At 68.9% G+C, this 13187-nt stretch carries 9 protein-coding genes; 7 read left to right on the plus strand and 2 right to left on the minus strand.

The features are described from left to right. Positions 1-5 precede the first annotated feature (5 nt). Both BM060_RS19050 and lnt read left to right on the plus strand, forming a co-directional pair. A complete protein-coding gene (locus BM060_RS19050) occupies positions 6-845 on the plus strand; it encodes a CorC family transporter (RefSeq protein ID WP_074981921.1) in 840 nt (279 codons plus the stop codon). A 320-nt stretch (positions 846-1165) separates the two neighbouring features. Beyond that, complete coding sequence (gene lnt / locus BM060_RS19055; RefSeq protein WP_074981924.1) at positions 1166-2698, plus strand: apolipoprotein N-acyltransferase; 1533 nt, start codon at positions 1166-1168, stop codon at positions 2696-2698. 346 nt (positions 2699-3044) lie between these two features. On the opposite strand, the gene BM060_RS19060 is transcribed toward lnt, so the two are convergent. Together BM060_RS19060 and BM060_RS19065 are read right to left on the minus strand one after the other, a co-directional pair. Further along, complete coding sequence (locus BM060_RS19060) at positions 3045-3863, minus strand: YdcF family protein (protein ID WP_074981926.1); 819 nt, start codon at positions 3861-3863, stop codon at positions 3045-3047. A gap of 50 nt (positions 3864-3913) precedes the next feature. Beyond that, positions 3914-4342, minus strand: coding sequence for a hypothetical protein (locus tag BM060_RS19065; protein WP_009617334.1), 429 nt, complete (start codon positions 4340-4342; stop codon positions 3914-3916). A gap of 237 nt (positions 4343-4579) precedes the next feature. Here BM060_RS19065 and leuS point away from each other — a divergent pair, with 237 nt between their 5' ends. The 5 genes from leuS to capA all read left to right on the plus strand — a co-directional run bounded on the left by leuS (position 4580) and on the right by capA (position 13170). After that, entirely contained in the window at positions 4580-7201 is a 2622-nt protein-coding gene (gene leuS / locus BM060_RS19070) for a leucine--tRNA ligase (RefSeq protein ID WP_074981928.1), read from the plus strand. 62 nt (positions 7202-7263) lie between these two features. Continuing rightward, positions 7264-7878 carry an LPS-assembly lipoprotein LptE gene (locus BM060_RS19075; protein WP_009617331.1) on the plus strand — a complete coding sequence of 205 codons (615 nt, stop codon included), beginning with the start codon at positions 7264-7266 and terminating at the stop codon, positions 7876-7878. 39 nt (positions 7879-7917) lie between these two features. After that, a complete protein-coding gene (holA, locus tag BM060_RS19080) occupies positions 7918-8955 on the plus strand; it encodes a DNA polymerase III subunit delta (RefSeq protein ID WP_074981931.1) in 1038 nt (345 codons plus the stop codon). A 386-nt stretch (positions 8956-9341) separates the two neighbouring features. Continuing rightward, positions 9342-11078 (plus strand): caprolactamase subunit beta, encoded by a 1737-nt coding sequence (gene capB, locus BM060_RS19085; protein WP_074981934.1) that lies wholly within the window; start codon positions 9342-9344, stop codon positions 11076-11078. 10 nt (positions 11079-11088) lie between these two features. Next, positions 11089-13170 (plus strand): caprolactamase subunit alpha, encoded by a 2082-nt coding sequence (gene capA, locus BM060_RS19090; protein ID WP_074981936.1) that lies wholly within the window; start codon positions 11089-11091, stop codon positions 13168-13170. Positions 13171-13187 lie beyond the last annotated feature (17 nt).

The following is a 13187-nucleotide window of genomic DNA, read 5'->3' on the forward strand; positions in this document are numbered from 1 at the left end:
GAAAGATGAGCGAAGACCGATCGAGCAACGGGCATAAGTCCTGGCTGGACAAGATCACCCAGGCTTTTGCCCATGAGCCGAGAAACCGCCAGGAGCTCCTCGAGCTGCTGCGCGACGCCCACGACAACAAGCTGCTGGACAGCGAGGCGCTGTCCATCGTCGAAGGCGCCATCCAGGTCGCCGACCTGCAGGTGCGCGACATCATGGTGCCGCGTTCGCAGATGATCAGCATCAAGGCCAGCCAGAGCCCGCGCGAGTTCCTCCCGGCGATCATCGACGCGGCGCACTCGCGCTACCCGGTGGTGGGCGAGAGCCTCGACGACGTGATGGGCGTGCTGCTGGCCAAGGACCTGCTGCCGCTGATCCTCCACGACGGCAGCCACGCCTTCAACATCAAGGACCTGCTGCGCCCGGCCACCTTCGTGCCCGAGTCCAAGCGCCTCAACGTGCTGCTGCGCGAATTCCGCGCCAACCACAACCACATGGCCATCGTCATCGACGAGTACGGCGGCGTGGCGGGCCTGGTGACCATCGAGGACGTGCTGGAGCAGATCGTCGGCGACATCGAGGACGAGCACGACGTCGAGGAAGACAGCTACATCAAGCCGCTGCCCAGCGGCGACTTCATCGTCAAGGCGCTGACCCCGGTGGAAGCCTTCAACGATTTCTTCGGCGCGGAATTCTCCGACGAGGAATTCGACACCGTCGGCGGCCTGGTGATGAGCGCCTTCGGCCACCTGCCCAAGCGCAACGAGACCACCGAGCTGGGCGGTTTCCGCTTCCGCGTGCTCAACGCCGACAGCCGCCGCCTGCACCTGCTGCGCCTGACGCCGCTGCGCGACTGAGGCGGGCCTGCCGCTCCCACACCCCTCTGTAGGAGCGCGCCCTGCGCGCGAATCGCGGGCAGGGCCCGCTCCTACAGCTCCAGCGTAGGATGGGTTGAGCGAAGCGATACCCATCACCATGGTCCGATGGGTTTCGCAGGCTCAACCCACCCTACGAAGAGCGCCTCCCGCCGCGGACAAGCTCCGCGCCTACGGGGCATTCTGACATCCTGCAACACAGCGTCGCAGACGCCTCGTGGCTTTTCGCCCTCGTCCCCATAGCCGACCGTTCGTCTCTCCATTACTCTTGCGCATCGCCAAATCGCTTCCAAGGAATACCGATGCGCTGGATCACCCGTCCCGGCTGGCCGGGCCATCTGCTGGCCCTCGCCGCCGGCGCCATCACCCCACTGGCCCTGGCCCCCTACGGCATCTGGCCGCTGGCGCTGCTTTCCGTCGCCCTGTTCTACCTCGGGCTGCGTGGCGTCACCCCGGGCTCGGCGCTGTGGCGCGGCTGGTGGTACGGCTTCGGCGCCTTCCTCGCCGGCACCGGCTGGATCTACTACAGCATCCACGACTTCGGCGGCGCCTCGCCGGCCCTGGCCGGCTTCCTGGTGGTCGGCTTCAGCGCCGGCGTAGCCTTCTTCTTCGGCCTGCCGGCCTGGGCCTGGGCGCGCCTGCTGCGGCGCAACAATGCACCGGTCAGCGACGCCCTGGCCTTCGCCGCGCTGTGGCTGGGCCTGGAGGTGTTCCGCAGTTGGTTCCTCACCGGCTTCCCCTGGCTCTTCACCGGCTACAGCCAGCTGCAGGGCCCCCTGGCCGGCCTGGCCCCGATCGGCGGCGTGTGGCTGATCTCCTTCAGCATCGCCCTGTGCGCCGCGCTGCTGATCAACCTGCCGCAGCTGACCTTCCGCCCGGCGCAACTGGTCGTCGGCCTGGTCCTGCTGCTCGCGCCGTGGATCGCCGGCCTCGTCCTCAAGGGCCACGCCTGGACCGCCCCCGCCGGCGCGCCGCTGACCGTCGCCGCCATCCAGGGCAACATCGCCCAGGAAATGAAGTGGGACCCCAAGCACGTCACCGCGCAACTGGAGCTGTACCGCGACCTCAGCGCCGAACAGCATGACGTCGACCTGATCGTCCTGCCAGAAACCGCCGTGCCGCTGCTCAAGGACCAGGCCGGCGGCTACCTGGGCATGCTCGACGAGATGGCCAGGCAGAAGCGTGCCGCGCTCATCACCGGCGTGCCCATGCGCCAGCGCGACGCCGACGGCGTGCACTACTACAACGGCATCACCGTGGTCGGCGACGGCAGCGGCGACTACCTCAAGCAGAAGCTGGTGCCCTTCGGCGAATACGTGCCGCTGCAGGACCTGCTGCGCGGCCTGATCACCTTCTTCGACCTGCCCATGTCCGACTTCGCCCGCGGCCCCGCCGACCAGGCGCTGCTCAAGGCCAAGGGCTACGCCATCGCGCCGTACATCTGCTACGAAGTGGTCTATCCGGAATTCGCCGCCGGCCTGGCGGCGCAGAGCCAGCTGCTGCTGACCATCAGCAACGACGCCTGGTTCGGCACCTCCATCGGCCCGCTGCAGCACCTGCAGATGGCGCAGATGCGCGCCCTGGAGGCCGGGCGCTGGATGGTCCGCGGCACCAACAACGGCGTCACCGCGCTGATCGACCCGCAGGGCCGCATCGCCCACGAGATCCCGCAGTTCCAGCAGGGCGTGCTGCGCGGCGAGGTCACCCCGATGCAGGGCCTGACGCCCTACCTGAAATGGCGCCTGTGGCCGCTGGGCGCCCTGGCGGTGATCCTGTCGCTCTGGGCCGTGGTGCGCCGCCAGGCCGCGCCCGAGCAGCGCCGGATGTTCGGCTGAGCGTAGGGCGTACAACCGTTCGCGGTTGTACGCCGAGGTTGAGTTCAACAGCGGCTCCGTGCTCGACACCGAGCGGAATGCAGCCAAGGTCAGGCGGCGGATAACCGCGAACGGTTATCCGCCTACGCTGCCCCACCCACATCGTTCCCCTGTAGGAGCGCGCCCTGCGCGCGAATCGCGGGCAGGGCCCGCTCCTACTGCGCCGAGGTGCTCTTCGTAGGAGCGAGCTTGCTCGCGAACCGCATGGCACCGCGTTTGTTCGCGAGCAAGCTCGCTCCTACGAGAAGCCATGCTCGCCGGGAACGTAGGAGCGGATTCATCCGCGATAGCCAGCCACGCGCCATTCCTACTGTAGGAGCGCGCCCTGCGCGCGAATCGCGGACAAGGTCCGCGATGCATCCCCGCAGCGATAGAACAACCGGTACCCCAGCAACCCCAGCGCCTCGTTGAGCAACTGGTTGCTCTGCCAGAACGCCTTGGCCTCCGGCAGCCAGCCGCCGAACGGGCGGGCGTTGTCCACGCCGATGAAGCCCATCGGCGCCGGCACCACCTCCAGGCCGTTGGCCTCGAAACTCCAGACCGCACGCGGCATGTGCTGCGCCTGGGTGACCAGCACCACGCGGCGCACGCCGGCCTGGCGGAGGATTTCCGCGCTCATGGTGGCGTTCTCCCAGGTGGTACGGCTGCGCCCTTCCTGCCAGCGCACGCTCACCCCATAGTCGTCCGCCAGGCTGGTGGCCATGATCTGCGCCTCGCTGGGCGGCGTGCCGTAGTGCAGGCCGCCGGAAGTCAGCAGCGGCAGACCGCTGGCCTTGGCCAGGCGCGCGGCGTAGCGCAGCCGCTCGCGGGCCATCAGGCCGGGCTGGTCGTCGCCCCAGGCCGGGTCGCCGCGCTCGCGGCCCGCGCCGAGGATGACGATGGCCTCGGCGCGCTGCGCCAGCCCTGCCCATTCACTACGGGCCAGGGGCGGCTGGCGCTCCAGCAGGCGCGCGCCCCACTCCACCGTCAGCGGCAGGCTGAGCAGCCAGAAGCCGGCGAACCCGGCGACGAAGCAGGCCAGCGCCAGCCTCGGCCGGCGGCGGCGCAGGACGAAGCCCAGCAACAGGAGGATGAGCAGGATGCCCGGCGGCATCAGGATCTGCTTGATGAGATAGCGCAACGGCATCGGCGGCTCCTTTCATGGAGCGCCACAGCCTAGCGGATGAACGCGCGGAATCAACGCCCGCGGGAGCCGCGGAACAACTGCGAACCACAGGAAGCGCAGGGCATCACCCCGTGCTGGCGGTTGTACACCACCGGCGTGCCGCACAGCGCGCAGAGCAATTGCAGGTGACGGTGGGACGGGCGCGTCTTGCCGGCGCTGCCGCCCAGGCGCGCCCGCGTGGAGCGGGCGGGAGCGTGCTCGATCAGCGCCAGTTCCTCGGCGGCGGCATGCCAGCCGCGCAGCCAGTTGACGTCCTGGTCGAGGTAGGCGCGGATCAGCTGCATCTCGGCGCTGCTCAGGCCGCGCAGCTCCAACTCCTCGGGATGCTCATCGCGCAGGCGTTCCGCGGTCTCGGCCTCGTCCAGGGCCAGTTCAAGTCGATGCAACAACCGCTCATAAAGACCGGGACCCGACAAACTTGCACGATGCAGCTCAGCCATCAGTCACCTCAAGCAGGCGGAAACCTCCCGCCCTCAGGCCAAGCTTAGCGTCCCGGCCCCCAGGCCACCGAGCGTGCGACAAACGGCGCGGGCTACCGGCTCGGGGAGGGCTCATGTATGCTACGAGGCTTTATGCAGCCCCTTGCCGACCGGCCGCCGCGGTGCCCCGGCAAGACGGGAGCGCCCGCTCCGCTCCCACGGCCGCGCCGTCTATTCCGTACAGGTCCAAGTCGCGCCATGCACGAGCAATACCAGCCTCTCGAGATCGAATCCCAGGCCCAGAAGTACTGGAACGAACACAGCTCCTTCCGCGTCGAGGAAGTCCCCGGCAAGGAGAAGTTCTACTGCCTGTCGATGTTCCCGTATCCGAGCGGCAAGCTGCACATGGGCCACGTGCGCAACTACACCATCGGCGACGTGATCAGCCGCTACCAGCGCATGCGCGGCAAGAACGTCCTGCAGCCGATGGGCTGGGACGCCTTCGGCATGCCGGCGGAAAACGCCGCGATGAAGAACAACGTCGCCCCCGCCGCCTGGACCTACGACAACATCGCCTACATGAAGGCCCAGCTGAACAGCCTGGGCCTGGCCATCGACTGGTCGCGCGAAGTCACCACCTGCAAGCCGGACTACTACCGCTGGGAGCAGTGGCTGTTCACCCGCCTGTTCGAGAAGGGCGTGATCTACCGCAAGAACGGCACCGTCAACTGGGACCCGGTGGACCAGACCGTGCTGGCCAACGAGCAGGTCATCGACGGCCGCGGCTGGCGTTCGGGCGCGCTGATCGAGAAGCGCGAAATCCCGATGTACTACTTCAAGATCACCGCCTACGCCGAAGAGCTGCTGGAAAGCCTCGACCACCTGCCGGGCTGGCCGGAACAGGTCAAGACCATGCAGCGCAACTGGATCGGCAAGTCCCGCGGCATGGAGATCGCCTTCCCCTATGACCAGGCCTCCATCGGCGAGGCCGGCCAGCTGAAGGTCTTCACCACCCGTCCGGACACCCTGATGGGCGCCACCTACGTCGCCGTGGCCGCCGAGCATCCGCTGGCCACCCTGGCCGCCCAGCGCGAGCCGGCCCTGCAGGCATTCATCGACGAGTGCAAGCGCGGCGGCGTCGCCGAAGCGGACATCGCCACCCAGGAGAAGAAAGGCGTCGCCACTTCCCTGTTCGTCGAGCACCCGCTGACCGGCGAGAAGCTGCCGCTGTGGATCGCCAACTACGTGCTGATGACCTACGGCGAAGGCGCGGTGATGGCCGTGCCGGCCCATGACGAGCGCGACTTCGAATTCGCCAACAAGTACCAGTTGCCGATCAGGCAGGTGATCACCCTGGCCGCCGGCGACGACGGCTACGACGCCAGCGCCTGGCAGGAGTGGTACGGCGCCAAGGACGACAGCGTCCGCACCGTCAACTCCGGCAAGTACGATGGCCTCGGCTACCAGGCCGCCTTCGACGCCATCGGCGCCGACCTGGCCGCCAAGGGCCTGGGCCAGGCGCGCACCCAGTTCCGCCTGCGCGACTGGGGCATCAGCCGCCAGCGCTACTGGGGCTGCCCGATCCCGATCATCCACTGCGAGACCTGCGGCGACGTGCCGGTACCGGCCGACCAGCTGCCGGTGGTGCTGCCGGAGGACGTGGTGCCGGACGGCGCCGGTTCGCCCCTGGCAAAAATGCCGGAATTCTACGAGTGCAGCTGCCCGAAATGCGGCCAGCCGGCCAAGCGCGAAACCGACACCATGGACACCTTCGTCGAGTCGTCCTGGTACTTCGCCCGCTACGCCTGCCCGCAGTTCGAGGACGGCATGCTGGACAAGAAGGCCGCCAACTACTGGCTGCCGGTGGACCAGTACATCGGCGGCATCGAGCACGCCATCCTGCACCTGCTGTACGCGCGCTTCTTCCACAAGCTGATGCGCGACGAGGGCCTGATCGACTCCGACGAGCCGTTCAAGGACCTGCTGACCCAGGGCATGGTGGTCGCCGAGACCTACTACCGCACCACCGCCAATGGCGGCAAGGACTGGTTCAACCCGGCCGACGTGGAAGTCGAGCGTGACGCCAAGGCCAAGGTCATAGGCGCGCGCCTGAAGACCGACGGCCTGCCGGTGGAGATCGGCGGCACCGAGAAGATGTCCAAGTCGAAGAACAACGGCGTGGACCCGCAGGCCATGATCGACGCCTACGGCGCCGACACCTGCCGCCTGTTCATGATGTTCGCCTCGCCGCCGGACATGAGCCTGGAATGGTCCGACTCCGGCGTCGAGGGCGCGAGCCGCTTCCTGCGCCGCGTCTGGCGCCTGGCCCAGGCCCACGTCAACGCCGGCTTCGCCGCCGCCGTGGCGCAGGACACGCTGGACGACGCGCAGAAGGAAATCCGCCGCGCCATCCACCTGGCCATCAAGCAGGCCAGCCAGGATATCGGCCAGAACCACAAGTTCAACACCGCCATCGCCGCGGTGATGACGCTGATGAACGTGCTGGAGAAGGTCCCGCAGGAAGGCGCCGGCAACCGCGCCCTGCTGCAGGAAGGCCTGGAGACCGTCGCCCTGCTGCTGGCGCCGATCACCCCGCACATCTGCCACGTGCTCTGGCACGAGCTGGGCCACACCGGCGCGGTGATCGACGCGCCCTGGCCGCAGGTCGACGAGAGCGCGCTGGTGCAGGACACCCTGCAACTGGTGGTGCAGGTCAACGGCAAGCTGCGCGGGCACATCGAGGTGCCGGCCGAAGCCAGCCGCGAGGACGTCGAGGCCACCGCCCGCGCCAACGAGAACGTGCTGCGCTTCACCGACGGCCTGACCATCCGCAAGGTGATCGTGGTCCCCGGCAAGCTGGTCAATATCGTCGCCAACTGATGGCATTCGCCCGCGGCGCCTTGCCGCGGGCAACCCGGATCAACAGGAGTGAGGGAAGCTTGATGAAACGTATCCTGACCGGCATCGCGCTGATCGGCCTGACCACCGTGCTGGCCGCCTGCGGTTTCCACCTGCGCGGCCTGGGCGATACGAACTTCGCGCTCAAGGAAGTCGACCTGAGCGCGCGCAACGCCTATGGCGACACCGTCAAGGACCTGCAGCGCCTGCTGGAGAACAGCGGCGTGAAAGTGACCAAGGGCGCGCCCTACCACCTGTTCCTCGCCCGCGAGGCCGAGACCCAGCGCACCGCCAGCTACAGCAGCTCGGCGCGCAGTGCCGAGTACGAGCTGACCACCACGGTCGACTACGAAGTGCGCGGCGCCGACAACCTGCTGCTGATGACCGACAAGGTCGAAGTGCAGAAGGTCTACCTGCACGACGAGAACAACCTGATCGGCTCCGACCAGGAAGCGGCCCAGCTGCGCAAGGAAATGCGCCGCGACCTGGTGCAGCAGCTCTCCCTGCGCCTGCAGATGCTCACCCCGGCCCGCCTGGAATACCTGCAGCAGCAGGCCGAAGCCAAGGCCAAGGCCGAAGCCGACGCGCTCAAGGCCGCGGACGAGGCGGCCAGGCAGCAGCCGCAGCAATCGCCGATCGAACTGCCGAAGGCGCAGTAAGAGGACCAGGGGGCCGGCCATGCCGGCCCCAGTACTTTCATGAAGCTCAATCCCGCCCAACTCGCCAAGCACCTGCAGGGCAACCTGGCCCCCGTCTACGTGGTCAGCGGCGACGAACCGCTGCTCTGCCAGGAAGCCTGCGACGCCATCCGCGCCGCCTGCCGCCAGCGTGATTTCAGCGAACGCCAGGTGTTCAACGCCGAGGCCAACTTCGATTGGGGCCTGCTGCTGGAAGCCGGCGCCAGCCTCTCGCTGTTCGCCGAAAAGCGCCTGCTGGAGCTGCGCCTGCCCTCCGGCAAGCCCGGCGACAAGGGCGCCGCCGCCCTCCAGGAATACCTGCAGCGCCCGCCGGAAGACACGGTGCTGCTGGTCACCCTGCCCAAGCTCGACGGCGCCACCCAGAAGACCAAGTGGGCCAAGGCGCTGATCGACGGCGAGGCCGCGCAGTTCATCCAGATCTGGCCGGTGGACGTGCACCAGCTGCCGCAGTGGATCCGCCAGCGCCTGTCCCAGGCCGGCCTCGCCGCCAGCCAGGACGCGGTGGACCTGATCGCCGCGCGGGTGGAAGGCAACCTGCTGGCCGCCGCGCAGGAGATCGAGAAACTCAAGCTGCTGGCCGACGGCAACCAGCTCGACGCCGCCACCGTGCAGGCGGCGGTGGCCGACAGCGCGCGCTTCGACGTGTTCGGCCTGATCGACGCGGCCCTGGCCGGCGAAGCCGCGCACAGCCTGCGCATGCTCGAAGGCCTGCGCGGCGAGGGCGTGGAGCCGCCGGTGATCCTCTGGGCCCTGGCCCGGGAAATCCGCCAACTGGCCGGCATCGCCCAGCAGTTCGGCCAGGGCGTGCCCCTGGACAAGGCCTTCGCCCAGTGCCGCCCACCGGTGTGGGACAAGCGTCGCCCCCTGCTCACCCGCGCCCTGCAGCGCCACAGCGGCAACCGCTGGAACCAACTGTTGCAGGACGCCCAGCTGATCGACGCGCAGATCAAGGGCCAGGCCCAGGGCGACGCCTGGAACGGCCTGGCGCGCCTGGCGCTGCTGTTGGCCGGCCAGCGTTTGCCGCTGCCGCCGGGCTGATCTCCCCTGCCGTCTCCCTGCGCGCGAATCGCGGATAAATCCGCTCCTACAGACCCAGGTGATGGGTATCGCTTCGCTCAACCCATCCTACGGGGTGTCGGGTTTGCCGGAGCCGTAGGAGCGGACCTTGTCCGCGATGGCCGGACGTACCGGCGCGATTCGCGGATGAGATCCGCTCCTACGCTGCTCACCCGCGCCGTTCCCAGGTAGGAGCGCGCCCTGCGCGCGAATCGCGGGCAGGGCCCGCTCCTACAGGTTGATGCCGGAAAGCCCCCGTTCGGCACCTGTGCACTGCACGACAAGAACCACTGCGCTGCCGCGCAATACGCCCGGCCGGCGCCTCCCTATCGTCGCCCCATCGACCCGCCGATAAGGAGAACAAAGCGATGCCGGCCGATCCGATTACCCTGGCCGTGGTGCGCGGCGCGCTGGAAATGACCCAGCGCGAGATGACCCTGACGCTGGAAAAAACCAGCCGTTCCAGCGTCTTCAACCTCGCCCACGACTATTCCAACGCCCTCTTCGACCACCACTCGGAAATGATCCTGCAGGGCCAGGACATCCCCATCCACCTGGGCTCGCTGATCCCGGCGATGAAGGCTGTGTCCGGCTACTTCGGCGACGACATCGCCGAAGGTGACGTGATCTACCACAACGACCCCACCTACGCCGGCAGCCACATCATCGACTGCTGCATGTACAAGCCGGTGTTCTACCAGGGCGAGTTGGTGTTCTGGACCGTGTGCAAGGGCCACCTCACCGACATCGGCGGCCCGGTGCCGGCCGGCTACAACCCCGATGCGAAGGAAATCTACGCCGAAGGCCTGCGCATCCCGCCGGTGAAGCTGTGGGAAAAGGGCCGCCGCCGCGAGGACGTGATCAACCTGCTGCTCACCAACATGCGCGCCCGGCGCAACCAGGAAGGCGACCTCAACGCCCAGTACGGCGCCTGCCGCGTCGGCGAGCGCAACCTGGTCGCCCTGCTCGACAAGTACGGCGTAGCCACGGTGCGCGAGTGCATCGCCGAGCTGAAGGACATGGCCGACCGGCAGATGCGCGAGCTGATCCGCTCGGTGCCCGACGGCAGCTACACCGGCCACGCGGTGCTGGAGGACTCCGGCCACGGCCTGGGCGAGCTGGCCATCCGTGCCACCGTCACCATCAAGGACGACAGCTGCCACATCGCCGTACAGAGCCCGCCGCAGGTGCCCTACTTCATCAACTCCTACGCCGGCAACTCGATGTCGGGCATCTACCTCGGGCTGATGATGTTCGCCCAGGTGCCGCCGCCCTATAACGCCGGGCTGTACCGCTGCGTGACCGTGGACCTGGGGCCGAAAGGCACCCTGTGCAACGCCGAGGAACCGGCGCCCCACGTCAACTGCACCACCACGCCCATGGAAACCCTCACCGACGCCGTGCGCCAGGCCTTCGAACAGGCCGCGCCGGAACGCGTCACCGCCTCCTGGGGGCACACCAGCGGCGTCAACATCGCCGGCGTCGACCCGCGCACCGGCGAGGAATACGTGACCATGGTGCTGGCCTCGATCATCTCCGGCGCCGGCGCCACCTCGGAGCTGGACGGCTGGCACGCCTGCGGTCCGCTGTGCTGCTTCGGCGCGCTCTACTCCGGGGACATCGAGCTGCTGGAGTACAGCTACCCGATCCTCATCCACCGCTACGGCCTGATGGCCGACAGCGCCGGCGCCGGCCAACTGCGCGGCGGCTCGGGCACCTGCCTGGAAGTGGAGCCGCTGGACCACGAGATGACCGTGATCTCCTTCGGCGAAGGCCGCCAGCGCACCACCATGGGCGCCGCCGGCGCGGCCAACGGCCTGGACGCGCCCAAGCTGGGCGGCGTGGAGATCGTCCGCGCCGGCGAGCACGAGAAGCACACCCGCAACGTCATGACCGTGCTCAAGCCCGGCGAGCGCCTGGTCAACCGCACCCCGGGTGGCGGCGGCTACGGCCCGGCCTTCCGCCGCCTGCCCGAGGCGGTCGCCCGCGACGTGCGCGACGGCCTGGTTTCGCCGCAGGGTGCCGAACTCGACTACGGCGTGGTGCTGAGCCCCGCCGGCGAAGTCGACCACGACGCCACCGCCCAACGCCGCCAAACCGCCTGAGGAAACCGACATGCACAGCCAATACCGCCTCGGTGTCGACGCCGGCGGCACCTTCACCGACTTCATCCTGGCCGAGCGCGAAGGCCGCGTTCACCTGTTCAAGGCCCTTTCCACCCCGCAGGACGGCACCCTGGCCATCGCCGACGGCCTGCGCCAGATCAGCCAGGCGCTGGGCCGCCCGGTGGAAGAGGTCGTCGCCAACTGCGACCTCTGCATCAACGGCACCACGGTGGCGCTCAACGCGCTGATCGAACTGAAGGGCGTCAAGGTCGGCCTGCTGGCCAACGCCGGCCACGAGGACAGCATCGAAATCCGCCTCGGCCACAAGGAAGAAGGCTACCGCTACGACCCCGACTACCCGCCGGCGCCGCAACTGGCCCCGCGCTTCCTGCGCCGCCCGGTGCGCGGGCGCATCCTCGCCGACGGCCGCGAGCACACGCCGCTGAACGAGGACGACGTGCGCGAGGCCGCGCGGCTGTTCGCCGAGCAGGGCGTGGAGGCGGTCGCCGTGTCCTTCCTCTGGTCGGTGCGCAACCCGGCCCACGAGCAGCGCGCCGCGGCCATCCTGCGCGAGATGCTGCCGGGGGTGTTCGTCTGCAGCGGCACCGAGGTGTTCCCGCAGATCCGCGAATACACCCGCACCTCCACCACCCTGGTCAATGCCTACCTGAGCCCGGTGATGGCGCGCTACGTGGCGAAGATCGACGACTACTTCCGCCAGCTCGGCGCGCAGCGCCCGGTGCGCTACTTCCAGTCCAACGGCGGCCTGGCCACCGGCGAGCACATGCGCGGCCGCGCGGTGAACGCGATCAACTCCGGCCCGGCCTCGGCGCCCCAGGCCGGGCTGTTCGTGGCCCAGCCGTTCGGCATCCGCAACGTCATCACCGTGGACATGGGCGGCACTTCCTTCGACATCACCCTGACCCGCGAAGGCAAGACCAACCTCAGCCGCGATGCCGACTTCCTGCGCCAGCGCATCGGCGTGCCGATGATCCAGGTCGAGACCCTCGGCGCCGGCGGCGGCTCCATCGCCCACATCAACCCCTACGGCATGCTCGAAGTGGGCCCGCAAAGCGCCGGCTCCAGCCCCGGCCCGGTAGCCTACGGCCAGGGCGGCGAGCTGCCGACGGTGACCGACGCCAACCTCGCCCTGGGCTACCTCAACCCCGCGGCGCGCCTGGGCGGGCGCATCAGCCTGGACCGCGAGGCGGCGCTGGCGGCCATCCGCGGGAAGATCGCCGAGCCCCTGGGCATGGACGTGGACAAGGCGGCCTGGGGCATCCACGCCATCGTCAACGCCAACATGGTCAACGGCATCCGCCGCGTGTCCATCGAGCGCGGCTACGACCCGCGCGACTTCGCCCTGATCGGCGCCGGCGGCGCGGCGGGCGTGCACATGACCGCGCTGGCCGAGGACATGGGCATCGACACCGTGCTGATCCCCAAGGTCGCCTCCGGCCTGTGCGCGCTCGGGCAGATCCTCTCCGACGTGAAGCACAACTACCTGGCCACCTACCCCATCCTCGCCCGCGAGGACGCCGACCTGGCCGGCCTGGAAGCGGCCTTCGCCGAACTGGAACAGCAGGGCCGCGCCACCCTGCGCGGCGACGGCTTCCGCGACGAGGACATCGCCGTGGTGCGCAGCCTGGAGATGCGCTACGTCGGGCAGATCCACGAATGCACGGTGGAAATCGGCGACCTGCAGGTCAACGCCGACACCCTGCCGGCCATAGTCGAGGCCTTCCACCGCCGCCACGAGGCGCTCTACACCTACGCCGAGGCGGATAACCCGGTGGAGATCGTCAACCTGGAAAGCCAGGTGATCGGCCGCGTCTCGCGCCCGCCCTTCCCCAGCCTGGCGGCCAGCGACGGCCACGCCCAGCGGGCCCTGGCCGGCAGCCGGCCGATGCTCTTCGGCGAGGACGGCATCCGCACCGACACGCCGGTCTACCAGGGCGCCCTGCTGCTGGCCGGCGACCGCCTGCACGGCCCGGCGGTGATCGAGGAAGCCACCACCAACATCCTTATCCGCCCCGGCTGGGTCGTCGAGCTGCACGAGTCCGGCTGCTACCGCCTGACGCGCCAGCGCTGAGCCGGGAGCGCCGGGCC

The organism is Pseudomonas citronellolis (assembly GCF_900112375.1).
GTDB classification, from domain to species: Bacteria; Pseudomonadota; Gammaproteobacteria; order Pseudomonadales; family Pseudomonadaceae; genus Pseudomonas; species Pseudomonas citronellolis.